This is a genomic window from Silanimonas sp., from assembly GCF_027530345.1.
Lineage (GTDB): Bacteria > Pseudomonadota > Gammaproteobacteria > Xanthomonadales > Xanthomonadaceae > Silanimonas.
The window spans coordinates 21,911-47,288 of sequence record NZ_JAPZQK010000061.1; the positions used below are offsets into that span (position 1 = coordinate 21,911).

Sequence of the window (25,378 nt, forward strand, 5' to 3'; positions counted from 1 at the left end):
CGCGCGTGAAGGCTTCGCCCGCGAAGCCTGCGGCGAAGGCGGGATCAGGCACCCGGGCGATCTCGAAGCCGGTGGACACCGACGCCCCGTGGACTTTCCTCAGCAACCACACCCATGTGCTGGTGTGCCTCGCGGCGGACGCGGAACAGACGCTGCGCGACGTCGCCTCGAAGGTCGGCATCACCGAGCGCGCGGTTCAGCGCATCGTTGCCGAGCTCGAGGCCGCGGGCGCGTTGACGCGCGAACGCGACGGCCGGCGCAACCGCTACCGGCTCGACACCACGCTGCCGCTCCGCCACCCGCTCGAGAAGCACCGCAGCATCGGCGACATCCTCGCTCTCCTCCTCGGCAAGGGCCGATGACCGGATGTCGGTAACGGATCCGAACCCGCGGGCTCCAGGCGAGGTGCCGCGCAGCGGCGTGCTGCGCTGGCCGGGTGCCGAATTGGACCTGCGCAGCGCGCAAGTGCGGCGTGGGCGGCAAGTGTTGCTACTCGACCGCTCGTCGTACGAGGTGCTGCTTGCCCTGCTGCTGCGTGCCGGACAGGTGCTCGGCAAGGACGATCTGCTCGACGCTGCGTGGCCCGGACGCGTCGTTTCTGAGAACTCGCTGGCCAAGGCGATCAGCCGGCTGCGTCGCGAGCTGGGCGACGAGGCCGGTGCACCGCTGCAGTCGGTCCATGGTTACGGCTATCGCTGGGCGGGCGAGGTGCACTGGGCAGAGTCCGAAACGCTGCCGCCCGCTCCCGCCGCCGAGCACGACTGGGTCGGTGCGGCGGTGCCGAACCGGTCGGGATGGACGTTCCGTCGCGTGCTCGGTCGCAGCGGGCACAGCATGGTGTTGCTCGCCGATTCCGTGGCGGGTGAGGCGCCGAGGGCACTCAAGCTCGGTCTCGGTGAAGATGGCTTGCGTCACGTGCGCCGGGAGGTCGCCCTGCATCGCTACCTCGCGGCCATCAACCATAGCGTGCCCGGCCTCGCGCCCGCGCTCGGCTGGCAGCTCGACGAGCCGCCCGTGTTCGTCGAGTACCCGTACTTCGAGGATGGTGACCTGGCGCGCTGGATGGCCGCGCGGACGGTCGGCGGCGGCGTGCCCTTGGAGCACCGCCTCGCCTTGCTCGCGCAGATCGCCGACACCCTCGGGGAACTGCACGCCGCGGGCGTCGTCCATCAGGACCTGAAGCCGGGCAATGTCTTCCTGTCGCCGGACTCGTCGCTATCCGAAGGCTGGCGCACGGCCTTGGCGGACCTCGGCGGTGGCCATGCCTCGCCGCTGTCGCAGCAGACCGAAACGCTCCTCGACGCGGACGTTCTCGTCGATGCCCGCCAAGCGTCCGCTCCCGGCGCGGGCGCCGCCCTCCACAGCGCCCCCGAGGTCCTGGCGGGTGGCCTGCCCACGCAGCGCAGCGATCTCTACGCGCTGGGCGTCCTCCTCTACCAGTTGGTCGTCGGGGACCTGCGGCGTCCGCTGGCGCCGGGCTGGGAGGCCGATGTCGATGATCCGCTGTTGCGCGACGATATCCGCGCGTTGGCTGCACTCCGGGTGGAGGAACGCACCCTCGGCGCCCAGCAGTTGGCGCTGCACCTGCGCCAGCTGCCGGCGCGGCGCCTTGCCGCCGAAGCCCACGACGAGGCCGCGGCCCGCGAGCGCCTCGCCGCGCAGCAACTGCAGCGTCAGCAGGTCCGGCTGCGCCTGCTGGGAGCAGCGACGGCGGCCCTGTTCGTCGGGTTGGCCGTTGCCAGTTGGGCGGGCTGGCTGGCGTGGGACGCGCGGCGCGACGAGGCCGTGCGGCGCAGCGAGGCCCAGGCCGTGCTCGGATTCCTGACCGACGACATGCTCACCCGAGCCGATCCGTACCGCGGTGGCGACGCCGGGATCAGTTTGCGCAGTTCCCTCGATGCGGCGGCAGAGAAGATCGACGAGCGGCTCGGCGAGCGCCCCCTGGTCGCCGCGGCGGTGCATGCGTCGGTCGCCGAGGCCTACGAGTCCTGGGGCGAATACGCGAAGGCCGCGCGCCACCAGCGGTGGGCGATCGAGCGCACCGAGGGGGACAGCCCCGGTGCGGAGTCGCTGGCAGGCCAGCAGCGGCGTCTGTGCCAGTTGGAGCGGCTGGCCGGAAACCTGGAAGCCGCGCAGACCGCCTGCGACGCGGCCGTCGCCCTCGATCGGACCACCCTCGGCGCCGTTTCCGATGCCAGCCTCGTGGAGGGCGCGAAGCTGCTCTACGAAAGCGGGCGATGCGGCGAGGTGGTGGGCCAGCTCGGCTCGGTCCTCGCCGACGAACCGCGCCGGAGCCAGTTGCCTGCCGGGGTGGAAGCCGATGCGCGCTGGTTCATCGGCCTTTGCCAGAGCCGTATCGGCGAGGAAGGTGCGGCGGCGGAATCCTTCCGCGCCCTAGTCGCCCTGCGCGAGCGTGAATCCGGGCCCGACGATCCTCGGACGGCCTGGGCGCTTTCCGACTATGCGGAGGCGCTGGCCCGGGCCGGTCGCTTCGCCGAGGCGGGCGCCATCCTCGAGCGTCTGGATCGCCTGTTCCTGGATCGGCTGGGGCCTGACCACCCGGACTCGTTGGCGGTCGAGTATCGCCAGGGCCTGGTCGCGGCCGGGCAGGGTAGGGAAGACGAGGCGACGGGTTTGTTCGGCCGCGCGCATCGCGGATGGGGCCAAGCGCTGGGCGAACGCCACATCCTCACGGTGCTGGCGGGTTCCGAGCTGGCCCGCAGCTTGGCCCGGCAGGGCGACCGCCAAGGCGCGAGCGCCGTGATGGCGCGCCTGCAGCTCGTGGGACAACCGGAGACGTTCGGTCGCGATGCGCGGGCCGTCGACATCCAGGAGCTTTGGGCCGAAACCCTGCTACTGCTGGGGCGCACCGAGGATGCGGCCCAGGCTCTGGCCGGCTTCCGGGCGAGGGCCTCCGAGGTCCTGCCGGACCACCACCCCCGCCTCGCGATGGCGCGTTGCTTCGAAAGCCAGATCGCGACGCGTCGAGGGCAGCTCGACCAGGCGGGCGTGGCCCTCAGCGCCTGCCGGTTGGGTCTCGCCCGGCTGGCTCCGGACGATTATCGGCGTCGCGCTCTGGCGGATGCGGAGCAGGCTGTGGACGCCATGATCCGCTGAGTCAGCGCTTCGGTCTCCACTCAAGGCATTGTTTCATAAGGCTTTCATAACTCTTCAGAAATGCTCACGCTTGAGGAAAGCGTGAATCGGCGGCGGTTTGGCATCGTCACGCCACTCCGGGACGGGCAGTGGCGGTTCGAAGGGTGGGGACACCCGCATGGCAGGGAGCCAGCAAGGAGGCCGATAGCGCTGTTCGCCCCCGGGGCGATTCCACAGGAGGTGGAATCCAGGAGTTACAGGGGTTCAGATGACCACGAAGGCGCCGGTTCGGAACCGGCGCCTTCGACTTTTCCGGGCCCCGAGTTTCGCGTGGGCGCTGACCACTGCCCTCAGGGCTGCAGCGTGGGCCGGAAGTCCGGCGCGCGACGCGCCTCGCCTAACGAGGCCTCGACGGCCGCCCCCAAGGCCAGCAGTCCAACATCGCCATCCTTTGGTCCGAGCAGGCTCAGGCCGACCGGCAGGCCATGGATCTCGCCCATCGGTACCGTCAGGCTGGGGGTCCCGGCCACGGCGGCCGCGCCGTAGCCCGCGCTCGTGAAGTGGTCGCCCAGCACGGGGTCGATCGGCCATGCTAGCCCGGTGGTGGGGGCGATCAGCGCATCGAATCGACCCTCCCGAAGCACCTTCAGCAACCCGTCTTCCCCCGCCAGACGCTTCGCCGACGCCCGTGCCTCCAGATAGGCGGGCTCCGTCAACGGCCCCTTCGCCTGCGCCTGTTCGAACAGCTCCTGCGCGAACCAGGGCATCGTCCGGTCGGCGTTCGCGGTGTTCCAGGCGATCAGGGCCTCGAGGTCGGCCACCGGCGCCGGCCCCTCGGCGAGGTAGCGGTTCAATCCGTCCTTGAACTCGTAGAGCAGCACCGTGAGTTCGGCCTCGCCCCATTGGCCCCAGGTCGGGATCTCCGCATCGACCACCTCGGCGCCGGCCGCGCGAAGTTGGGCCACGGCCGCCTCGGTCGCGGCATCGAGGCCGCCGTGGCGGCCCATCGCTTGCCGCAGCAGGCCGAAGCGCTTTCCGGCCAGCGTAGCGGCAGCGCCCGCGTCATTCGTTTCCGGAGCGTCGGTCGTGGCGATCGGCTCAAGACCCGACATCGCTTCCATCAGCGCGGCCGCGTCCGCGATCGAGCGCGCCATCGGCCCAGCGGTGTCCTGCGAAGCCGAGATCGGCACGATGCCGTCGGCGGACACGAGGCCGACCGTCGGCTTGAAGCCGACCAGCCCGTTCACCGCCGAGGGGCAAAGGATGCTGCCGTCGGTTTCGGTGCCGACGCCGACCGTCGCCAGGCTGGCGGCGATGGCGGCGCCGGTGCCGGAACTCGAACCGCAGGCGTTGCGGTCGAGCACATAGGGATTGCGCGTCTGGCCGCCGGCGCTGCTCCAGCCGGAGATGGAGTTCGTCGAGCGGAAGTTGGCCCACTCGCTCAGGTTGGTCTTGCCGAGGATCACGGCACCGGCCTCTCGCAGCGAAGCGACCAGCGTGGCGTCGTCGGCGGGCACGTGGTTTGCGAGGGCCAGCGAGCCTGCGGTGGTGGGCAGGCCGGCGACGTCGATGTTGTCCTTCACCAGCACGGGGATGCCGTGCAGCGCCCCGCGGACTTGGCCCGCCGCGCGCTCGGCGTCCAGGGCCTCCGCGTCGGCGCGGGCCTCCGGGTTGAGGGCGATGACGGCGTTGAGCGTCGGGCCCGAATCATCGATGGCGGCGATGCGCGCGAGGTAGGCGTCGACGAGGTCGGCGCTGGTGAACCTGCCGGCCGCCATGCCGGCCTGCGCGTTGGCCACGGAAAGCTCGACGACGTCGACCTTCGGCGTCGCGGCGGCCGTCGCCAGGGTGCCGTCATCGCTCACCGGCAGCGCGTTCGATCCGCCCTCGTCAGCGCGGTTGGCGCAGCCCGAGAGGCCGGAGGCAGCAAGGACGAGCAGGCCCGCGATCAGGGCGGGCAGGGCGCGCGGACGGTTCGGCATGGTGGGCTCCAATCACGGAAGCCTTGATGCTAATCGCGACGCCGCACGCCGTGCCGTGAACGGCTCAACCGCGCAGCAGGTCGAAGGCGAGCTTGCCGATAAGTGCCGTGACCACGCCGAGGAACACGTAGCGGACGAAGCGCTGGCCCTTGCGGATGGCGAGGTGGCTGCCGATCCAGCTGCCCAGCATGTTGCCGAGGATCAGCGGCACCGCGAGCACCCACACCACGAAGCCGCCGATCGCCAGCACGGTCCACGAGCTCACGTCGGCCGCGACGTTCGCCGCTTTCGACACGCCCGAGGATTTCAGGAAATCGAGGCCCAGCACGCTGACGAAGGCGAAGACCATGATCGTTCCGGTGCCCGGGCCGATCAGACCGTTGTAGAAGCCGCAGGCCATGCCGACGCCGGTGGCCACGAGGGCTTCCTTCTCGAGCGGGTAGCGCCGGGATTCAACGAGGCCGAAGTCCTTGCGGAACGCGGTGTAGACCGCAAGCACGGCGCAGATCGCCAGCACGGTCCACTTCAGCAGTTCGGGGTCGAGGCACTTGGCGAACTGCACGCCGATGGCGGAAGCCACGAGCCCGCCGATGCAGGCCGGCACGACGATCCGCCGCTCGACCGGGATGCGTGACAGGTAGTTCCAGGCCGCGACGCTGGTGCCGAACATCGAGCTCGTGCGCTGCGTGCCGATGGTCTGGAGGATCGACAGGCCGGGATGCAGGTTGAGCATCGCCGGCGTGAGGATCAGCCCGCCGCCGCCAACGATGCTGTCGAGCAAGCCGGCGGCGAGGCCGGCCAGTGCGGTCAGCGCCAGCAGTTCGGGCGTGAGCTCGGCGAGCATCGGGAACGGGCGCCGGCAGGCCGGCGCCCGCGTTGGATCAGGCCGCGCGGCCGGCGCGCTTGCGCTCGTTTTCCGTCAGCAGCTTCTTGCGCAGGCGGATTTCCTTCGGCGTGATCTCGACCAGCTCGTCGTCATCGATGAAGTCCAGCGCCTGCTCGAGGGTGAACTTGATCGGCGGCGACAGCTGGATCGCGTCGTCCTTGCCCGAAGCGCGCATGTTGGTCAGCGGCTTGGTGCGGATGGCGTTCACCGTCAGGTCGTTGTCCTTCGAGTGGATGCCGACGAGCTGACCTTCGTACACCTGGTCGCCTTCGGCGGCGAACAGCTTGCCGCGCTCCTGCAGCGGGCCCAGCGCGTAGGCCGGGGTCGGGCCCGGGGCGTTGGCGATCATCACGCCGTTGAGGCGCTTGGCGATCTGGCCGGCTTCCTTCGGGCCGTAGTGGTCGAACACGTGGAACAGCAGGCCCGAACCCTGCGTGAGGGTGCGGAACTCGTTCTGGAAGCCGATCAGGCCACGCGCCGGGATCATGTAGTCGAGGCGCACGCGGCCCTTGCCGTCCGGCTCCATGTTGGTGAGCTGGGCCTTGCGGGTGCCGAGCTTCTCCATGACGCCGCCCTGGTGCTGCTCTTCGACGTCCACCACGAGCTGCTCGATCGGCTCCATCAGCTGGCCGTCGATCTCCTTGATGATCACTTCCGGGCGCGACACCGCGAGCTCGTAGCCCTCGCGGCGCATGTTCTCGATCAGCACCGAGAGGTGCAGCTCGCCGCGGCCCGAGACGAGGAACTTGTCGGCGTCTTCGAGCTGCTCGACCTTCAGGGCGACGTTGTGCACGGCCTCGCGCTCGAGGCGGTCCTTGATCTGGCGGCTGGTGAGGAACTTGCCGCCCGAGAGGTCCTTGTTGCCGGCGAACGGCGAGTTGTTCACCTGGAAAGTCATCGAGATCGTCGGCTCGTCGACGGTGAGCGCCGGCAGCGCTTCCGGCATGTCGATCGAGCAGACGGTGTCGGAGATGGTCAGGTCCTGGATGCCCGAGATGGCGACGATGTCACCGGCTTCGGCGGTTTCCTGCTCGATGCGCTCGAGGCCCATGAAGCCGAGCACCTGCATCACCTTGCCCTGGCGCTTCTTGCCGTCGCGGCCGATCACGGTGACCGGCATGTTCTTCTTCAGCGTGCCGCGCTGGATGCGGCCGATGCCGATGACGCCGACGAAGTTGTTGTAGTCCAGCTGCGAGATGCGCATCTGGAACGGGCCGTCGGCGGCGACCGGCGGCGCCGGCACGTGCTTCATGATCGCTTCGTAGAGCGGGGTCATGTCGCCGTCGCGGGCGGCGTCGTCGAGGCTGGCGTAGCCGTGCAGGGCCGAGGCGTAGACGATCGGGAAATCAAGCTGCTCGTTGGTGGCGCCGAGCTTGTCGAACAGGTCGAACACCTGGTCGATCACCCAGTCCGGGCGCGCGCCGGGGCGGTCGATCTTGTTGACCACGACGATCGGCTTGAAGCCCATCGCGAAGGCCTTCTGCGTCACGAAGCGGGTCTGCGGCATCGGGCCGTCCATCGCGTCGACGAGGATCAGCACCGAGTCGACCATCGACAGCACGCGCTCGACCTCGCCGCCGAAGTCGGCGTGGCCCGGGGTGTCGACGATGTTGATGCGGTTGCCCTGCCAGGTGATGGCGGTGTTCTTGGCCAGGATGGTGATGCCGCGTTCCTTTTCCTGGTCGTTGCTGTCCATCACGCGCTCGGCCAGCACGGTGCGCTCGCTCAGCGTGCCCGACTGCTTCAGCAGGCAGTCGACGAGGGTGGTCTTGCCGTGGTCGACGTGGGCGACGATGGCGATGTTGCGCAGGTTCTCGATGGACATGGGGAGGCGGCGCCACGGGGGGCGCTGGAGCTCGGTCGGAAAGGAAGCCCGGGAGTATACCGGCCCGGGTTGACGGGACGTTAACGGTTCCCCGCCGGCCGGGTCCCCGTCCGGGGGGCTGCAGCGCCGCGGCGGGACGGTCGCGGTGGGGGCTCGGGGTACACTGCGCCCCCTTTTTCCGAGACCCGGAGCCCGCCATGAGCACCGTCACCGCCACCTTCCACACCGCCCGCGGCCCGATCCAGGTCGCCCTGCACGCCGACAAGGCCCCGCTGACGGTCGCCAACTTCGTGAACCTGGCCCGCCGCAAGTTCTACGACGGCCTGAACTTCCACCGCGTCATCGCCGATTTCATGATCCAGGGCGGCTGCCCGCAGGGCCGTGGCACCGGCAACCCGGGCTATCGCTTCGAGGACGAGGTCGGCACCGGCCTGTCGCACGAGCGCGGCGTCCTGTCGATGGCCAACGCCGGCCCGAAGACCAATGGCAGCCAGTTCTTCATCACCCACGTGCCCTGCCCGTGGCTCGACGGCAAGCACACCGTGTTCGGCAAGGTGCTCTCGGGCCTGGAGGTCGTCGACAGCATCAAGACCGGCGACCTGATCGAGAAGGTCACGCTCGAGGGCGACGTCGATGCCGTGCTGGCCGCCAAGGCCGAGCGCGTCGCCGAGTGGAACAAGGTGATGGACGAAGCCGCGCGCTGAGCCGGCGCGCTGCACCCGCGAAGCCGCCCTCCGGGGCGGCTTTGTCGTTTCCGGTGCTCAGAGCGGCTGGATCGAGTCGATCAGGGCCGCCACCGCCGCGGCGTCGCGGGCGTGGTAGTGCTCCACCGGCGCTTGCCAGTAGATCGTGGTGAGCCTGCCGTCGCGCTCGAACAGGGCGGCGGTGCCGGCGTAGCGCAGGCCGCGCTGCGAGGCCATGGTGAACTCGAAGCGCAGGCCCTCGACGGTGCCGAAGCGCGCCGGGCGAAGGTTGCTGGACTCGACCTCTGCCCAGCCCTGTTCGCGCAGGGCGGCGAGCAGCAGTTCGTGCAGCTCGTCGGGGCGCAGGCCGGGCTGGTACCACGCGCCTTGGGGCAGGTTGCGGCGTTCGCGACCGAGGTGGAACACGTGCTCGCCCGGTCGGGTGCCGGTGATCAGGCGGAGCTGGTTCAGGGCGGTGCCATCGATGGTCCAGGCCTCCTGGCGCGGGCTGGCATAGCGCGCCCAATCGAGCGAGGTCTCTACCGTCATGCCCAACACCTCGGTACGGCCGGCTGTCTGCAGTCGGCCGCCGGTGGCGCAGGCGGCAAGCCCCGCGAGGGCGAGCAGCAGCAGGGCAGTGCGCAGGGCGCAAGCGTTCGTCATGGCGCGAGGGCCTCGAGGTCGCGTTCGACGAACGCGCGGTCCGGGGCGTCCGGCCGCAGGTGGAGGTAACGGGCGAGGGCGTCGCGCGCACCGGCGGCGTCGCCGGCCGCATGCAGCGCGTAGCCGTGTTCGCGGAAGGCGGCGGGCGGAGCGTCAGGCGCGGCGACGGCCTCGGCCTGGAGGGTGGCGGCCTTCGCTGCATCGCCTTCCCCGCGACGAAGGCGGTAGGCTTCGCCGAGGTAGTGCGCGGTGCGTCCGCGCCATGCGGGCGGCGCGTCGGCATGCAGTTCGCCGATCATCTGGATCGAGGCGGCGTAGCGGCGACGCGTCAACTCATCCGCGAGCCAGCCTTCGAGGAAGGGCTCGATGGCCGTCTGGTAGCGCTCACGGCGTTGGGCCACGAGATCGAGGGGCGGGACGACCGCCGCGGCCGTCGCCATCCGCCGATGCGCTTCGACGCGCGCTGCAGTCTCGGGGTGGCTGGCGAATACGGGATGGCGCCGTCGGCCGATGGTCGCGGCTTCCTCGCGCGCCAACCGTTCCCACAGCGCGAGCCCTGCGCCCGGCACGTAGCCCTGCGCGGCGGCGAATTCGAAACCCAAGGTATCCGCCTCGCGTTCATGCTCGCGCGAGAAGCCCGACAGTCCGGCCGTCCCTGCGAGCTGTGCGACACCGCCCACCAGTCCGATGCCGGCGCCAAGCGTGGCCAACCCGACGGTGCCCATCGTGGCGCTTCTGCGTTTGCTGGCCCGCCACTGCTGTAGGGAGTGGCGCTGGCGGTAATGCGCGAACTCGTGGCCCAGCAGCACGGCGATTTCGTCTTCCGAGCGCAGCCGCAGCAGGGCGCCGGTGAAGACGAGGGTCGCGCCGTTCGGCGCCATCGAGGCGTTGAACTCGGGGGCCGTCACCACGTACACCCGCAGGTCGCCGCAGTGTGGACCGGCCACGCGGCAGAGCACGTCGCGCAGATAGGCGTTGAGCGCGGCATCGCGTTCCACTTGCGGTAGGCCACGCAGCTCCTGCTCGGCGCGATCCATGCCGTACCAGAGCTCGGCCTCCGTGCTGTCCGCCGCCGGGCGTTCCCCGGGCGCCATCGGTCGCAGCGCGGCGTCCGCACCGGGTGCGAACGCGGCGATGCCGAGCCCGAGACCCACGGCGAGTGCGAGTGGGCGGGCCAAACGCGTCACAGCGGCAGGCCCTCGAGCAGCCGGTCCACGCTCTTCCGTGCCTCGTCGCGTTCGCGAAGGTCGCCGCTTTGGCGCGCCAACTGGTTGAACCACACCACCTTGCCCGTGCGGAGGTCGACGAGGGTCGCGACGCCGTGTTGCCTGCCGCCGCCGATGTCGAGGCCCGTGCCCATCGCCGCGCCGGCGATGACGCCGAACACGCGCAGTGCGGTGCGGCCGCCGCTGGCGTAGCTGTCGCGCACGTAGGTGAACAGCGCGTAGTCCGCGCCGCTGGCGGCCCGGAGTTCCACCACGCCCTCGCCGAGCGTCCAGTCCAAGCGGGGCTGGCCGGCGGCGTCGCGTTTCGTGGCCAATGCGCCGCCGGGCAGGAGGAACTGGCTGATCGAGAGCGCCACCGCCTCGTTCAACCGCACCACCTGGCCGAGGCGCGAGTCGGGTTCGAGGTCGTCGGGAACGTCGAAATCCGGGGCCTGCGGGGTGTTGGCGGCAGCGAGGTGGGTGCGTACCGCCTCGGCGTAGAAGCGTCGGGCGTCGCGGGACCACGCCTCGCGCGGTTCCAGCAGGCCGCCGGCGGTGATGAGGCTCAGTTCGATGTTGGGTTCGACCAGCACCACCGTGCCTTCGATCCGGAGCGGCTGGCCGTCCTCGCCGGGGGCGGTCGCCGGGCGGGTCGCGGCGGCGGCGCAGGCGCTCCCCAGCAGGGCCAGCACGAAGGCGGTAGCGAAGCGGCCGCGTGGGAATCGGGCGGTCATGCGCGGGTCCGGCGAGGGGCGTGGCCCGGAGCTTCGGTGATGCGGCACCGCCCCCGCAAGGCGGGTGCCGGGCGGCGCGGTGCTACACTTTCGGGCTTACCGCCAACGCCGCCGAGGGGAGTCCGATGCCGCAGCTCAGCCATCGAATGGGTCACGCCAAGCCAAGCGCCATCATGGCCGTGGCGGAGAAGGCGAAAGCCCTCAAGGCCCAGGGGCGCGACATCATCAGCTTCTCGATCGGCGTACCGAACTTCCTCCCCGGCGAGCACGTCTACACCGCCGCCCGCGAGGCGCTGGCCAAGGACAGCGGCCAGTACGGCAGCAACCGCGGCGCCGATGCGCTGCTCGACGCCTTCATCGCCCACATGGGCCGCCTCGGCCTGACCGGCTACACGCGCAAGCATTGCGCCACCGGCGTCGGCGCCAAGCACCTGTTGTACAACCTGGCCGAAGCGCTGCTCGATCCGGGCGACACCATCGCCTTCGCCACGCCGTACTGGACGACCTACGTCGACATCGCCGACATCGTCGGCGCCAAGACGCTGCTGCTGCCGGCCCCGGCCTCGCAGGACTACAAGATCACGCCGGCCCAGCTCGACGCCGCGCTGGCGCAGAAGCCGAAGGTCTACCTGTTCAACAACCCGTCCAACCCGACGGGCATGGTCTACACCAAGGAAGAAATCGCCGCGCTGGCCGACGTGTTCGCGAAGCATCCGGACACCTGGATCATCAGCGACGACATCTACAACACGCTGGTGTTCGACGGCCTCGGCTACCACAACATCGTCATCGTCCGCCCGGAACTGCGCGAGCGCACGGTGTTCGTCGACTCGCTGTCGAAGACCTACGGCATGCCGGGCTGGCGCGTCGGCCTGATGGCCGGCCCCGAGTCGGTGGCGCAGGCCATCACCACGCTCAACTCGAACCACATCACCAACCTGCCGGAAGTGGTGGTCGCCGCCGCCGTGGCCGCCCTCGCCGGGCCGCAGGACGTCCCGCAGCAGAAGTGCAGGGAGTTCGAGGCCAAGCGCGACGTGGTGCTGGCCGCGATGGCTGCCATCCCGGGCGTGAAGTGCCCGCGTCCGCAGGGCGCGTTCTACGTGTTCCCGGACATCAGCTGCGCCTTCGGCAAGTCGCACGGGGGCAAGCTCGTTGCGAACGACGTCGATTTCTGCAACCTGCTGCTCGAGGTGGAGGGCGTGGCCTGCGTGCCGGGCTCGGCCTTCGGCGAGCCCAGTGCCCTGCGCATCAGCTACACCTGCCCCGACGCCCCGCTGAAGGAAGGCCTGCGCCGCATCCAGGCCTTCTTCGCCGCCCTCGCCTGATTCCCCGCTAAGGAGCCCACCCCATGAAGACCCCCGTCCGCGTCGCCGTCACCGGAGCTGCCGGCCAGATCGGTTACTCGCTGCTGTTCCGCATCGCCTCGGGCGAGATGCTCGGCAAGGACCAGCCGGTCATCCTGCAGCTGCTCGAGTTGCCGATGGAGAAGGCCCAAGCCGCGCTGAAGGGCGTGATCATGGAGCTCGAGGACTGCGCCTTCCCGCTGCTCGCCGGCGTGGTCGGCACCGCCGATCCGATGGTCGCCTTCAAGGACGCCGACGTCGCCCTGCTGGTCGGTGCGATGCCGCGCGGCCCGGGCATGGAGCGCAAGGACCTGCTGCTGAAGAACGCCGAGATCTTCACCGTGCAGGGCAAGGCGCTCGACGCCGTCGCCTCGCGCGACGTCAAGGTGCTGGTGGTCGGCAACCCGGCCAACACCAACGCCTACATCGCCATGAAGTCGGCGCCCTCGCTGCCGGCCAAGAACTTCACCGCGATGCTGCGCCTCGACCACAACCGCGCGCTCTCGCAGCTGTCGGCCAAGGCCGGCGTGGCCGTCGGCGACATCGAGAAGCTGATCGTGTGGGGCAACCACAGCCCGACCATGTACCCCGACTACCGTTTCGCCACGGTCGGCGGCGCCTCCCTCAAGGACAAGGTCAACGACGAGAACTGGAACCGCACCGACTTCATCCCGAAGGTCGGCAAGCGCGGCGCCGCGATCATCGAAGCCCGTGGCCTGTCGTCGGCCGCCTCGGCCGCCAACGCCGCCATCGACCACATCCGTGACTGGGTGCTGGGCACCAACGGCAAGTGGACCACGATGGGCATCCCGTCGGACGGCAGCTACGGCATCCCGAAGGACGTCATGTACGGCTTCCCGGTCACGTGCACGAACGGCCAGTACGAAATCGCCCAGGGTTTGGCCATCGACGACTTCTCGCGCGAGATGATGAACAAGACGCTGGCCGAGCTCGAGGAAGAGAGCAGCGGCGTGGCACACCTCCTCGGCTGATCGCCGGGAACATCGGAAAGGCGGCCTAGGCCGCCTTTCTTTTCGGCGATTTCGAAGGACTGGGTCGATGCCATCCAGAGGACCAAAGACGGCGCTGATGATCCTGGCCGCGTGTATTGCCGTGCCCGGCAAGGCGCAGGACTCGCGGACCGCCGAGCTGCCGGGCTCCGGCGTCGAACGTCAGACCCCTCGCTGCTGGCCAGCGCTGGCCGAAGTGACGGAACGTATCCGGCCTGGACGCCTGACGTATCGCACGGTGAGGCTCCATCCGGAGCAGAGCCCCTCGGCGGAGTTCGCGAGTGGTAGCAGTCTGGTTGAAGTCGTCGAGTTGCCCGAGTTCAAGCGGCCCTATCGGGTCGAATTCCAGTTGATCTTCGACATCAACCTGAGTCGCGACAGCGAATACCTGCTGCCGTCGGCCGTGTTGGTCGACGCTTCGTTCTGTGAGCTCCTTGACGTTGGCGAGCTCACGTTCGAATTCAAGCGCAGCCTGATGAACCACCAGGGCGCTGAGGTCGCGCATGTCGGAGTGACGAACGCTGATCCGAGGTTCCTGCTGGTCTACACCGACGCGAGGAAGGTGGGCGAGCCTGCGGTACTGAACACGGGCCCATTTGCTGATTACGAGATGTATCGCGCCAGGGGCGGGTACACGATGGTTCGCATCCAGAACAAAACGCCTTAGGAGCTCATTGTGATGACACAGATTTCCCCCGGTGCGCGCTTCCGCGCCGCCGTCGCCGACGAATCCCCGCTGCAGGTGATGGGCGCGATCACCGCCTACGCCGGCTTGATGGCCAAGCGCACGGGCTACAAGGCGCTGTACCTCTCCGGAGGCGGCGTGGCCGCCAATTCGCTGGGCATGCCCGATCTCGGCATCAGCACGATGGAAGACGTACTCACCGACGCCCGACGCATCGTCGACGCCACGCAGATGCCGCTGCTCGTCGATATCGACACCGGTTGGGGCGGCGCCTTCAACATCGCCCGCACCATCCGCAGCTTCACCAATATCGGTGTCGCCGCCGTCCATATGGAGGACCAGGTGGGGCAGAAGCGCTGCGGCCATCGTCCCGGCAAGGAGGTGGTGTCGAAGGCCGAGATGGTGGATCGCATCAAGGCCGCCGTCGATGCGAAGACCGATGCGAATTTCGTGCTGATGGCGCGCACCGACGCCGCCGCGGTCGAAGGCCTCGATGCCGCCATCGAGCGCGCGGTCGCCTATGTCGAAGCCGGCGCCGACATGGTCTTCCCGGAGGCGATGAAGTCGCTCGAGGACTATCGCAAGGTCAAGGCCGCAGTGAAGGTGCCGATCCTCGCCAACCTCACCGAGTTCGGCAGCACGCCCTTCTTCACCACCGACGACTTGCGTGGTGCCGGCGTCGACATCGCCCTGTACTGCTGTGGCGCCTACCGCGCCATGAACAAGGCCGCGCTGCACTTCTACGAGACCGTGCGCCGCGACGGCACCCAGAAAAACATCATCGATACCCTGCAGACGCGCGCCGAGCTCTACGACTTCCTCGGTTACCACGCCTACGAGGACAAGCTCGACGCACTGTTCGCCAAGTAGGGTGGCTGAGGAGGGCGAGCCTCAGCCTTCGTCGACGCGCAGCTCGCGCACCGTCTGGGTGCGCGAGGCGCCGCTCTGGAGCACGGTCTTCGGGATGCGGCTGAAATCGATGGCCTTCAGGTCGAGCTTGCGCACCTGGCGGTCCCACATGGAGTGGAAATAGAACACGCGGTTGCGCAGGTCGGCCGCGGTGGTGATCTGCGTGGCGCTCACGATGTCCTCGGCGCGCTGCTCGGGCGCGCCCGTGCTGCCCACGGTGAGGTTGAAGCTGTCGAGGATGCGGAAAGCCTCGAACACGGCCTCCGGGCCGTCCTTGAGCGGGCGAGCCGAGGCGGTCAGGGCGACCGCGCGGACGAAGCGCGCGGGCGGCGTGAAGTCGCCGGGCAGGCCGCGCAGGCCGGTGCCCGCGCCGAGCGGCGAGAAGGTGCGCCCGTCGATCGTGATGGGCTTCTCCGCGGCGGGCGACAGACCGATGTGGTTGCGCAGGTTCGTCAGGTGCCAATCGTAGGTGGGCGAATTGGTCACCACGCCGAGCAGGGCGTCGTGCACCTTGACCTGCCCACCATCGATGATCTCGATGATGATCGCCGCGCCGGTGGCATCGGCCACCTTCCAGTGGAAGGGCAGCGGGGCGCCGCCGAAGCGCGGGTCCTCGACATTGACCACGGTGACGTCGCGCAGGTGCTCGCGCACTTCGGCCACCGTCGAGAACGAGGAGAGCATCCACTGCATGTAGTCGCCGACGCTCAGCGACTGGCTGCGACGCGCGGGCTCGAAGGGCGCGAAGCGGGCGAAATCCGGGAAGTAGTACATGCCCACGTAGAGCCCCGCTTCGTTCAAACCATCCGGCCCGTAGGGTTCGCCGTAGGCCATCAGTGACACGAAGCCGTGCCGGCCCGTCCAAGCGTGGCCGTTCTCGCCTTCCGTGGTCCGCCCTGTGAAGCGGTGGCCGCGCGGGAACAGCACGAGGTGGTCGTGGCTGGCGTCGCTCAGGGCCCACTCCACCGTGCGCGCCGTGACGACGCTGCCGTCGCCTGCGGTGAGCGAGATGCCGGTGCAGGCGAGGGCCACGGTGGACAGCGCCGAAGCGGCGACGAGGCAGGCGGCGGCGAGGGCGCGGCGGGCGAGGCGGGGCATGGGTGGGCCGTTCGGGTCGGGGCGAGAGGGGTGTGGCGGAGTATCGCAGGCGTCGAAGGGGGGTACGAGGGCCGCGCGCTGGCGATACCATGCGCGCCTCGACTCCCTGCTGGAACCGATCCGATGAGTGACGCCGCGCCCACCCTCCCCAAGGCCAAGAAATCCGTCGCCCTGTCCGGCACCGCCGCGGGCAACACCGCGTTGTGCACCGTCGGGCGCAGCGGCAACGACCTGCATTACCGCGGCTACGACATCAAGGACCTGGCCGACCACGCCGGCTTCGAGGAAGTGGCCCACCTGCTGGTGCACGGCGTGCTGCCCACGGCCAGCCAGCTGAAGGCCTACAAGGCCAAGCTGAAGCGCCTGCGCGGCCTTCCCGCGATCGTGGCCGAGGCGCTGGAACTCGTGCCGGCCGCCGCCCACCCGATGGACGTGCTGCGCACCGGCTGCTCGGTGATGGGTACGGTGCTGCCGGAACGCGAAGGCCATCCGGAGAACGAGGCCCGCGACATCGCCGACCGCCTCATCGCCAGCTTCGGGTCGATGCTGCTGTACTGGTGGCACTTCACGCGTAACGGTGATCGCATCCAGACGCAGACCGACGACGATTCGGTCGCGGCGCACTTCCTGCACCTGCTGCACGGCGAGCCGCCGAGCGCGCTGCACGCCCGCTCGCTGGACCGCTCGCTGGTGCTCTATGCCGAGCACGAGTTCAACGCCAGCACCTTCACCGCGCGCGTCATCGCCGGCACCGGCTCCGACCTGTTCTCGTGCATCACCGGCGCCATCGGCGCCCTGCGTGGCCCGAAGCACGGCGGCGCGAACGAGGTGGCGATGGACATCATCGCCCGCTACGGCAGTGCCGATCAGGCGGAGGCGGACATCCGCGCCCGCGTCGAGCGCAAGGAGATCGTGATCGGCTTCGGCCACCCGGTGTACACCATCGGCGACCCGCGCAACCCGATCATCAAGGAGATCTCGCGCGCCCTCTGCAAGGACGGCGGCAACGAGGTGCTGTTCGACGTCAGCGAGCGCATCGAGACGCTGATGTGGGACCTGAAGAAGATGTTCCCGAACCTCGATTGGTACAGCGCTTCCGCGTATCACATGATGGGCATCCCGACGGCGATGTTCACCCCGCTGTTCGTCATCGCCCGCACCACGGGCTGGAGCGCACACGTCATCGAGCAGCGCCAGGACGGCAAGATCATTCGTCCGAGTGCCAACTACACGGGGCCGGAAGACCGCGCCTACGTGCCGATCGAGAAGCGCTGAGCGCGATCCCCTTCCGCCGGCCCCGTGTCGGCGGGTAGGGTGGGCCCATGTACCCGCACTGGGATGCCAACCTGCTGATCGTCGCGGTGACGGTGGTGACCGTCGCCCTCGCGACCCTCGTGCATTACGAGGGCCTCGTGCTGATGTCGCGCTGGCTCTACCAGCGCAAGCAGGGCGAGCGTCGCCGCAAGGTGCTGTACGGCATCTTCGGCGTGCTCGCTTTGCATGTTGTCGAGATATGGATCTTCGGCACCAGCACCTGGCTGCTGCTGATGTACCCGAACACCGGGACGATTGCCGGCGCCCATCCGCCGCACCTGTTCGATGCGATCTACCTGTCCGCGGTGAGCTTCACCACGGTGGGCTTCGGCGACCTGACGCCGGTCGGCCCCATCCGCTTCAAGGTCGGCACCACGGCCCTGACGGGCTTCGTGCTGATCGCCTGGTCGGCGTCCTTTACCTATCTGGAGATGGAGCGCTTCTGGCGGCGCTGAGTGGGCGGCCTGTGGCCGCCCCGAAACCTCAGCGTGATCCGCCCGCCGTGCCGGCGGCGTCGCTCGTTTCCTCGCGGGAGCGCAGGCGATTGACCCGGAAGAAGGTGTGGTCGTCGATCGTCGCGACCTGCGGGTAGCTGGCCCAGCTGGGGTTCGCGATGCGCATGGCGGCGAAGTGGCTGGCGCCCGGCACGACCTCCCGACGCTCGGCGTGCGGGCGGTTCCATTCCTTCTGGGCGGCGAAGGCGACGGCGACGGCCTCTTCCCAGGCCTCGACGTTGTTCAGTCGGGTGCGCGGGGGAACCAGGGTCGGGGCGAACTGCTTGGGCGCCTTCACGACCGCGCAGACGTCGTCACCCCACATGCCGGAGTCCCGGCGGCGCAGCGCGACCTCGGCGACGGCACGCTGGCCCAGTTCGGACTGGTCGCGGGCTTCGAGGTAAACCGTGGTGGCGAGGCAGAGCGGCTCGGCCTGGGCCGGGGGCAGCAGCGTCGACAACCACATCAAAAACGAGAGTTCCATGGCTTTCCTTGCTCCGTTGCGTCCGTGGCGTCCCGTGCGATGTGCGGCGCGGGCGGAGCCAGTGACTTGGCGTAATGGGGATGAACGGGTCCAGGAGTTCTGTGCTGACCCGCCTTCCCGGTCCGCTGAAGCGGTGGGAAGCCCCCGAAGCGCCATGAGCCCGGGAGTCACGAGAACGCCGTACTGGCCAAGGGGCGGTCGGGCGAACGGGGCGAACCGTAGCCCGGTCTTTCCAAACCCGGGCTGAATGCCTATTTCATAAGTTTTTGAATTTGCTCGGGCTTTTACTCTAGCCCGAGGCTGTGCAGCCCAGTTTTCGGGGCTTACAGGGCGGCAGCGGCCCGCGTTCCCTGGGCGATCGCGCGCTTGGCGTCGAGCTCCGATGCCACGTCGGCACCGCCGATCAGCTGGACGGGGACCTGCGCGGCCTGCAGGGGTTCCAGAAGCTCGCGCAGCGGCTCCTGGCCGGCGCAGACCACCACCTGGTCGACCGGGAGCAGGGTTTCCTTGCCCTCAATCCGCACGTGGAAGCCGGCGTCGTCCACCTTCAGGTATTCGACGTCGCCGTGGGCCTTCACGCCCCTCATTTTCAGGGCGGCGCGGTGGATCCAGCCCGTGGTCTTGCCCAGACGGGCGCCGGGGCGGCCCTTGGAGCGCTGCAGCAGCCAGACCTCGCGGGCGGCGGGCTCGGGGTGAGGCTTGGCGAGGCCACCGGGGCCATCGAAATTGCTCGCGACGCCCCATTCGGCCATCCAGGCCTTCGGGTCGAGGCTCGGCGAGACGCCGCGATGCACCAGGAACTCGCCCACGTCGAAGCCGATGCCGCCGGCGCCGACGATCGCTGCCTTGGCCCCGACCTGCACCTTGCCGGTCAGGACATCGATGTAGCTGACCACCTTCGGATGGTCATGGCCCTCGAAGCTGGCCTTGCGCGGGCGGATGCCCGTGGCCAGCAGGACGGTGTCGAAGCCTTTGAGGTCGTCCGCCGCCACCCGGGTGTTCAGGCGCACGTCGACGCCGTGCTTCTTCAGCAGGGTGCCGAAGTAGCGGAGGGTCTCGTGGAACTCTTCCTTGCCCGGGATCGTCTTGGCGAGGTTGAACTGGCCGCCGATCTCCGCCGCGGCGTCGAACAGCGTGACGGCGTGGCCGCGCTCGGCGGCCGTGGTGGCGGCGGCCAGCCCGGCCGGGCCGGCGCCAACGACGGCCACGGTCTTCTTCTGCGTGGCTGGCTTGATCACCAGCTCGGTCTCGGCGCAGGCGCGCGGGTTGACGAGGCAGCTCGCCTTCTTGTTCTCGAAGACGTGGTCGAGGCAGGCCTGGTTGCAGGCGATGCAGGTGTTGATCTCGTCCACCCGGCCGGCCTTGGCCTTCACCACCCACGCCGGATCGGCGAGCAGCGGACGAGCCATGGAGACCATGTCGACCTCGCCCGTGGCCAGGATGCGCTCGGCCACGTCCGGCATGTTGATGCGGTTGGTGGCGACCAGCGGCAGGGCCACGTGCGGCCGCAGCTTCGCGGTCACGCCGGCGAAGGCCGCGCGCGGCACCGAGGTGGCGATGGTCGGTACCCGGGCCTCGTGCCAGCCGATGCCGGTGTTGATGATCGTGGCGCCCGCGGCCTCGATGGCCTTGGCCTGCATCACGATCTCGTCCCAGGCGGCGCCGCCGTCGACGAGCTCCAGCATCGAGAGGCGATAGATGAGGATGAAGTCCGGGCCGACGGCCTCGCGGATGCGGCGGACGATCTCCACCGCGAAGCGCATGCGCTTCTCCGGCGTGCCGCCCCAGGCGTCGGTGCGCTGGTTGGTACGCGCCGACAGGAACTGGTTGATCAGGTAGCCCTCGGAGCCCATCACCTCGACGCCGTCGTAGCCGGCATCGCGGGCGAGCTTCGCGGCGCGCACGAAGGCCTTGATTTGGCGTTCGACGCCCCAGCTGGTGAGCGCGCGCGGCTTGAACGGATTGATCGGCGCCTGGATGGCCGAGGCCGACACCGACAGCGGGTGGTAGGCGTAGCGGCCGGCGTGCAGGATCTGCATGCAGATCTTGCCGCCCTCGGCATGCACGGCCTTCGTCACGATCCGGTGCTTGTGCGTTTCCCAAGGCCAGCTGAGCTTCCCGGAGAAGGGCTTGAGCCAGCCGACGAGGTTCGGGGCGATGCCGCCGGTCACCATCAAGCCGACGCCGCCGCGGGCGCGTTCGGCGAAGTAGGCGGCGAGCTTCGGAAAGTCGCGCGAGCGGTCCTCGAGGCCGGTGTGCATCGAGCCCATCAGCACGCGGTTGGGCAGGCTGCAGAAGCCGAGGTCGAGGGGTTTGAACAAATGCGGGAAGGCGGCGGCCGTCATATCAATACGGTGGCGTAGGGTTGGGCGAGCATGCCCGGGCACTGGAGTGTGCACAAGGCGGCGTCGCGCGCCATCGGGCTGGTGCGGACGCCGGAAGCGCGAGGGCCACCATGGTCCGCCTCTCTTCATGCCAAGTGAAGAAGGTAAGCTGAGTGGCTTGTCACGACTTAGCGCGGTGTTAACATCGCCCACGCAAGGCAACCCCAGGAAGGGGCTCGGCCTGCAGGGCAGTCCCTTCCCTCATTTGGAGTCGATCATGAAGAAGAATTTGCTGTGTCTGGCCGTGCTGGCCGCCTCCTTCGCCAACGTGGCCATGGCGCAGGAGTTTGATGACCGCTGGTACTTGGCTGGCAGCGCCGGAATCAACTTCCAGAGCTCGCAGCGCGCCACCGATCCGGAGTTCACGTTCGGCGTGGGCATTGGTCGTTTCTTCTCGCCGGAGTGGTCCCTTGACGCCGGGATCTATTCGACGAACGCCAGCTTCGACGGCAATGCCAACCTCAACTTCAGCCAGTACGGCGCATCGCTCGACCTTCGTCGCCACTTCCGCGACGCCGGTGAGACCTGGTGGCCCTACGTCAAGGGCGGCGTTGGCCTCCAGCGCGCCGAGGAAGAGTTCAACGCCTTCCCGAGCCCGAATTCCCCGGGCCAGCGCAAGGACAACAACCTTGCGCTCGACTTCGGCGGCGGCCTGCAGGCCGATTACGAGAATGTCGGTGTCCGTCTCGAAGCTGGTGCGCTGACCGTCTTCGACGACCAGAGCCGTATCGCACGCAACGAGGACTACTTCGTTGATCCGTACGTGAAGGCGATCTTGCTGGTGCCGCTGGGCCCGAAGGCGGCCGCTGCGGCCCCGGCTCCGGCGCCCGCTCCGGCCCCGGCTCCGGTCGCCAGCTGCGAAACGCAGGACGACGACGGTGACGGCGTCAACAACTGCGTCGACAAGTGCCCGGGCTCGCAGGCCGGCCAGGCCATCGGTCCGGACGGTTGCGCCGTGCCGCTGACGATCGACCTGAGGGGCGTCAACTTCGACTTCGACCAGGCCACCCTGCGTCCGGACGCGGTGACGATCCTCAACGAGGCGATCGACATCCTGAAGAAGTACCCGCAGCTGAAGGTTGAAGTCGCCGGCCACACCGACGCCGTCGGTACCGACGCCTACAACCAGGGACTGTCGGAGCGCCGCGCCCGCACGGTGTTCGACTACCTGACCAGCAATGGCATCGACGCTGCCCGCCTGAACGGCCCGACCGGTTACGGCGAAGCCCGTCCGATCGACAGCAACGACACCGACGCGGGTCGTGCGAAGAACCGCCGCACCGAGCTGAACGTCCAGAACTAAGTGCGACACGAGCAATCGTGAAGCGCTTGCTTATCCGACGAGCCAAGGTCGGAATTTCATTCCTAGCGTCGTCTCTACGGCCCTAGGACGCCCTCGTAACCCTCAATGGGTTGACGAGTAAGGAGCCCGGGAGGGCACTACCCTCCCGGGTCTCCGCGCAATGCGGAGAGGGGGAGGAGTGCATCCGTACTTCCCGTTGCTCTCTCCAGCATCGCAACGATGACTGGATGCTCTCGCCTTGAGAGCTCTGGCGTTTCGTAGTCCGCAATGGGCCGCGAAATGATTTTTGCAGCGCGCAGATTGCGTGCTCTTGATGGCATTGCTCACTCGTGCTTTCGCACGACAGCGAGCTCGCTATGCGACTAGCGGTAGCCTAGGAAGGCGTGCGTGACTGGTAACGGTCTCGTGCGAAGCCCTTCTGACAATGAAACCCTCCAGAAGTTTTGGAAGCGCACCACCCGTGAGGGCGGAGCGTTGGACTGTGAGCAGCACTACGGTTCGGGAGCTAGGCTGACCGGCATGGGTATCGAACAGAGAACTGTCTATAAACGCCGTTAGGACGATGGTGCCAACGCTGCTGGTTAAGGCATCGACCAAAATGGTGTGTGAGCAGTTGTCCCGCTTTAGTTTCGGGGCACGTCGCTAAACAGGCTCACCGGCGAACAGACAGACCCTGACCCGGTCGTGTGTCATCGAGGGAACGTGGCAACCCCGTCCATCCGCCCATTGGGCAGGCGAACCGCAAGGAACGCTGTCGGATGCACGGGGATGGGATCGCGGAGAAAGCGAATGGCCGGCTGTAATCGTCGGCATAGGCGTTGAAACATTACGCCAGTGCGAGAGCACGCCCACTTCCGCGTGGTTCTGGATCGCGACAGCGACCTGCCGCAACCCGTTAGCAGATTTCGACCACCCGGTCGGATCTGTCATTTCATTGCCCGCATGGGGACCAGTGTCCCCATGGGGGTACTGCGTCTCCTGTGTGCGCATCACTAAGGAGAGCAGCATGAGAGAGTCCAATCCCAAGGTTGGATCTGCGCCCTCCGGCGTGCCGCACGACTGGATGCACATTGACTGGCATCACGTCCATCGGACCGTTCGGGGTATGCAGATACGAATCGCGAAGGCGACACAGGAAGGCGACTGGCGCAGGGTGAAAGCCTTGCAACGGATGCTGACCCGCTCGTTCACGGCAAAGATGCTCGCCGTGCGACGCGTGACTGAAAACCAGGGCAAGCGCACGGCCGGAGTCGACCGTGTGCTGTGGACGGAACCTGAGCAACGATGGGAGGCGCTTTCTGGCCTTCGTCGTCGCGGTTACAAACCCTCGCCGTTGCGGCGCGTGTTCATCCCGAAATCCAACGGGAAGGAACGCCCGCTGGGCATTCCCACGATGCGGGATCGGGCCATGCAGGCGCTTCATCTGCTGGCACTGGCTCCGGTGGCAGAAACGACGGGCGCGGTCTGTCAAACGAACTGTGTAACCGGGATTGTCACAGCGCGGCCAGCGGCACGCGCTCTTCGCCGAACATCAACTGGAAGCTCTGCAGCGCTGGCTTCCAGTGGTGGATCATCTTCCAGCTCTTCGACGCTTCGCGGATCGCCATGAACAGCGCTTTCAGCGCCGCATCGTCGTTCGGGAAGATCCGCCGGTTGCGCGTGTACTTGCGCATCACCATGTTCAAGGACTCGATGGCGTTGGTCGTGTAAATCACCTTGCGAATCTCCGGCAGGAACTGGAAGAACGGAATCACGTTGCCCCAGTTGCCACGCCACAGCCGCACCACGGACTTGTACTTGGCACCCCAACTCGCCTCGAAGGCGTCCAGCTCGCGCTGCGCTTCCTCGGCCGTGGCCGACTGGTAGATCGCCTTCAGCGCTTCCACCACCGCCTTGCGATCCGTGCTGCTCACGTAGCGCAGACTGGCCCGCACCAGATGCACGATGCACAGCTGCGTCAGCGTCTTCGGGTACACCGCGCTCACCGCCTCCGGCAGGCCCTTCAGCCCGTCCATGCTCGCCACGTAGATGTCCTGCACGCCGCGCTGGCGAAGCTCAGTCAGCACCGACAGCCAGAACTTCGCGCCCTCGTTCTCCGCCAGCCACAGGCCCAGCACCTCCTTCTCACCGCGCAGGTTGACCCCCAGCACCACGTGCGCCGATTTGTTCACCACCTGCTTGTTCTGCTGCACCTTCACCACGATCCCGTCCAGCCAAACGATCGGGTAGATCGCCTCCAGCGGCCGCGTCTGCCACAGCCGAGCCTCGTCCAGCACCGCATCCGTCACCTGGGCAATTAGGCTGTGCGAGATCGTCACGCCGTACAAATCAACCAGCGCCGACTCAATGTCCCGAGTCGTCATGCCCTTGGCGTACAGCGCCAAGATCTTCTCTTCCATACCCGCCAGCCGCACCTGACGCTTCGGCACCAGCTGCGGCTCGAACGTGCCCTCGCGATCGCGCGGCGTTTCGATCTGCAGCTCACCCATCGTGCTCTGCACCCGCTTGCGGCTCTTGCCGTTGCGGGGGTTTCCGCTCGATTTGCCGTTCCGCTCGTGACCCAAATGCGCCTGCATCTCGCCCTCCAGCGCACGATTGATCATGTGCTGAAGCATCTGCGAGTACAACGATTCCAACTCCTGGGGCGTCTTGTAACCCGCCGTCAGTTCGTCCAGCATCGCTTTCGATAACGCCATGTCGCTGCTCCTCGCGGGGTCAACCGCAGTCTCGCTCAAAGGGCAGTTACACAGTTCAAATTACAGACTCGACGGGCGACCCGAATAGCTTCGGCTTTCGACAAGGTCGTTCGACGCACGACGCCATGGCTCAGAGCTTCATCTGCCTCGCGAAGAAATACTCGCCGGGTTGGGTGCTCGAAGCTGACATCAAGGGGTGCTTTGACCACATTGACCACGACTGGCTGGTGACCCACGTCCCCATGGACAAGGGAATCCTTCGGAAGTGGTTGAAGGCCGGCATCCTCTATCGGGGTCGATACGAGCCGACGGAGGCGGGGACGCCGCAGGGCGGCATCATTTCGCCAACACTGGCGAATCTGGCACTGGATGGGCTGGAACGTGGACTGAGGGAGCATGTGCTCGCGACCTTGGGCTACACGAAGGCCCAACAGGCGAAGATCAAGGCGCTGTTCGCGTTGATTGTTGATCGTCTCGAACGGTGAGCCGGGGTGGGAGCACGGTTTAGAAACGGCCCGAGGACTTCGGGCGTGGAGAAGCCGGATGCGTGCTCGAGAACTGAAGCGTTGGTTGGCGGAGGCTGA

The 25,378-nt window shown here is 68.0% G+C and carries 21 protein-coding genes and 1 pseudogene; 12 read left to right on the forward strand and 10 right to left on the reverse strand.

The features are described 5' to 3' along the window. Positions 1 to 5 precede the first annotated feature (5 nt). Both O9255_RS15090 and O9255_RS15095 read left to right on the forward strand, forming a co-directional pair. Positions 6 to 362: a winged helix-turn-helix domain-containing protein gene (locus O9255_RS15090; protein ID WP_297867688.1), complete on the forward strand. Its 357-nt coding sequence runs from the start codon at positions 6 to 8 to the stop codon at positions 360 to 362. Positions 363 to 366: 4 nt separating this feature from the next. Next, the gene (locus O9255_RS15095; protein WP_297867689.1) at positions 367 to 3,117 is read left to right on the forward strand and encodes a winged helix-turn-helix domain-containing protein; all 2,751 of its coding nucleotides are present in this window, start codon (positions 367 to 369) and stop codon (positions 3,115 to 3,117) included. A 329-nt stretch (positions 3,118 to 3,446) separates the two neighbouring features. On the opposite strand, the gene O9255_RS15100 is transcribed toward O9255_RS15095, so the two are convergent. From O9255_RS15100 to typA, 3 genes are all read right to left on the reverse strand, one after another. After that, the gene (locus O9255_RS15100; protein ID WP_297867690.1) at positions 3,447 to 5,078 is read right to left on the reverse strand and encodes an amidase; all 1,632 of its coding nucleotides are present in this window, start codon (positions 5,076 to 5,078) and stop codon (positions 3,447 to 3,449) included. Positions 5,079 to 5,142: 64 nt separating this feature from the next. After that, on the reverse strand, positions 5,143 to 5,922 hold the full coding sequence (locus O9255_RS15105) for a sulfite exporter TauE/SafE family protein (RefSeq protein ID WP_297867691.1): 780 nt from the start codon (positions 5,920 to 5,922) through the stop codon (positions 5,143 to 5,145). Positions 5,923 to 5,959: 37 nt separating this feature from the next. Further along, positions 5,960 to 7,789, reverse strand: coding sequence for a translational GTPase TypA (typA, locus tag O9255_RS15110; protein WP_297867692.1), 1,830 nt, complete (start codon positions 7,787 to 7,789; stop codon positions 5,960 to 5,962). 197 nt (positions 7,790 to 7,986) lie between these two features. Here typA and O9255_RS15115 point away from each other — a divergent pair, with 197 nt between their 5' ends. Further along, entirely contained in the window at positions 7,987 to 8,493 is a 507-nt protein-coding gene (locus tag O9255_RS15115) for a peptidylprolyl isomerase (RefSeq protein ID WP_297867693.1), read from the forward strand. A gap of 57 nt (positions 8,494 to 8,550) precedes the next feature. Here O9255_RS15115 and O9255_RS15120 read toward each other — a convergent pair whose 3' ends face one another. The 3 genes from O9255_RS15120 to O9255_RS15130 are packed head-to-tail and all read right to left on the reverse strand — an operon-like array spanning position 8,551 to position 11,074. Continuing rightward, entirely contained in the window at positions 8,551 to 9,135 is a 585-nt protein-coding gene (locus tag O9255_RS15120; RefSeq protein ID WP_297867694.1) for a hypothetical protein, read from the reverse strand. Further along, the gene (locus O9255_RS15125; protein WP_297867695.1) at positions 9,132 to 10,322 is read right to left on the reverse strand and encodes a M48 family metallopeptidase; all 1,191 of its coding nucleotides are present in this window, start codon (positions 10,320 to 10,322) and stop codon (positions 9,132 to 9,134) included. Before O9255_RS15125 ends, O9255_RS15120 begins: the two co-directional genes overlap by 4 nt. Continuing rightward, complete coding sequence (locus O9255_RS15130) at positions 10,319 to 11,074, reverse strand: hypothetical protein (RefSeq protein WP_297867696.1); 756 nt, start codon at positions 11,072 to 11,074, stop codon at positions 10,319 to 10,321. Before O9255_RS15130 ends, O9255_RS15125 begins: the two co-directional genes overlap by 4 nt. A 125-nt stretch (positions 11,075 to 11,199) precedes the next feature. Between O9255_RS15130 and O9255_RS15135 the strand changes: the two genes are divergently transcribed. From O9255_RS15135 to prpB, 4 genes are all read left to right on the forward strand, one after another. Then, positions 11,200 to 12,399 (forward strand): pyridoxal phosphate-dependent aminotransferase, encoded by a 1,200-nt coding sequence (locus tag O9255_RS15135; protein WP_297867697.1) that lies wholly within the window; start codon positions 11,200 to 11,202, stop codon positions 12,397 to 12,399. A gap of 23 nt (positions 12,400 to 12,422) precedes the next feature. Continuing rightward, positions 12,423 to 13,409: a malate dehydrogenase gene (locus tag O9255_RS15140; protein WP_297867698.1), complete on the forward strand. Its 987-nt coding sequence runs from the start codon at positions 12,423 to 12,425 to the stop codon at positions 13,407 to 13,409. Positions 13,410 to 13,506: 97 nt separating this feature from the next. After that, entirely contained in the window at positions 13,507 to 14,094 is a 588-nt protein-coding gene (locus O9255_RS15145; protein WP_297867699.1) for a hypothetical protein, read from the forward strand. A gap of 12 nt (positions 14,095 to 14,106) precedes the next feature. Continuing rightward, positions 14,107 to 14,982, forward strand: a complete 876-nt coding sequence (prpB, locus tag O9255_RS15150) for a methylisocitrate lyase (protein WP_343228689.1) — start codon at positions 14,107 to 14,109, stop codon at positions 14,980 to 14,982. Between the two features lie 21 nt (positions 14,983 to 15,003). Here prpB and O9255_RS15155 read toward each other — a convergent pair whose 3' ends face one another. Beyond that, positions 15,004 to 16,119, reverse strand: a complete 1,116-nt coding sequence (locus O9255_RS15155) for a linear amide C-N hydrolase (protein WP_297867701.1) — start codon at positions 16,117 to 16,119, stop codon at positions 15,004 to 15,006. Between the two features lie 123 nt (positions 16,120 to 16,242). On the opposite strand from O9255_RS15155, the gene prpC reads away from it, so the two are divergent. Together prpC and O9255_RS15165 are read left to right on the forward strand one after the other, a co-directional pair. Further along, a complete protein-coding gene (prpC, locus tag O9255_RS15160) occupies positions 16,243 to 17,394 on the forward strand; it encodes a 2-methylcitrate synthase (RefSeq protein ID WP_297867702.1) in 1,152 nt (383 codons plus the stop codon). A 47-nt stretch (positions 17,395 to 17,441) separates the two neighbouring features. Continuing rightward, positions 17,442 to 17,888 carry an ion channel gene (locus tag O9255_RS15165; protein ID WP_297867703.1) on the forward strand — a complete coding sequence of 149 codons (447 nt, stop codon included), beginning with the start codon at positions 17,442 to 17,444 and terminating at the stop codon, positions 17,886 to 17,888. Positions 17,889 to 17,916: 28 nt separating this feature from the next. Here O9255_RS15165 and O9255_RS15170 read toward each other — a convergent pair whose 3' ends face one another. Both O9255_RS15170 and O9255_RS15175 read right to left on the reverse strand, forming a co-directional pair. Beyond that, positions 17,917 to 18,411, reverse strand: a complete 495-nt coding sequence (locus O9255_RS15170) for a cell wall hydrolase (RefSeq protein ID WP_297867704.1) — start codon at positions 18,409 to 18,411, stop codon at positions 17,917 to 17,919. Positions 18,412 to 18,734: 323 nt separating this feature from the next. Next, entirely contained in the window at positions 18,735 to 20,756 is a 2,022-nt protein-coding gene (locus tag O9255_RS15175; protein WP_297867705.1) for an NADPH-dependent 2,4-dienoyl-CoA reductase, read from the reverse strand. 256 nt (positions 20,757 to 21,012) lie between these two features. Between O9255_RS15175 and O9255_RS15180 the strand changes: the two genes are divergently transcribed. Then, entirely contained in the window at positions 21,013 to 22,098 is a 1,086-nt protein-coding gene (locus O9255_RS15180; RefSeq protein ID WP_297867706.1) for an OmpA family protein, read from the forward strand. Between the two features lie 1,063 nt (positions 22,099 to 23,161). Next, positions 23,162 to 23,554 (forward strand): annotated as a pseudogene (locus tag O9255_RS15185) (reverse transcriptase N-terminal domain-containing protein); the annotation flags it as partial. A gap of 37 nt (positions 23,555 to 23,591) precedes the next feature. Here the strand turns inward: O9255_RS15185 and O9255_RS15190 are convergent. Then, positions 23,592 to 24,794, reverse strand: a complete 1,203-nt coding sequence (locus O9255_RS15190) for an IS256 family transposase (protein ID WP_297867707.1) — start codon at positions 24,792 to 24,794, stop codon at positions 23,592 to 23,594. Positions 24,795 to 24,853: 59 nt separating this feature from the next. Between O9255_RS15190 and O9255_RS15195 the strand changes: the two genes are divergently transcribed. Further along, complete coding sequence (locus O9255_RS15195) at positions 24,854 to 25,279, forward strand: reverse transcriptase domain-containing protein (protein ID WP_297867709.1); 426 nt, start codon at positions 24,854 to 24,856, stop codon at positions 25,277 to 25,279. The last annotated feature ends 99 nt before the right edge of the window (positions 25,280 to 25,378 follow it).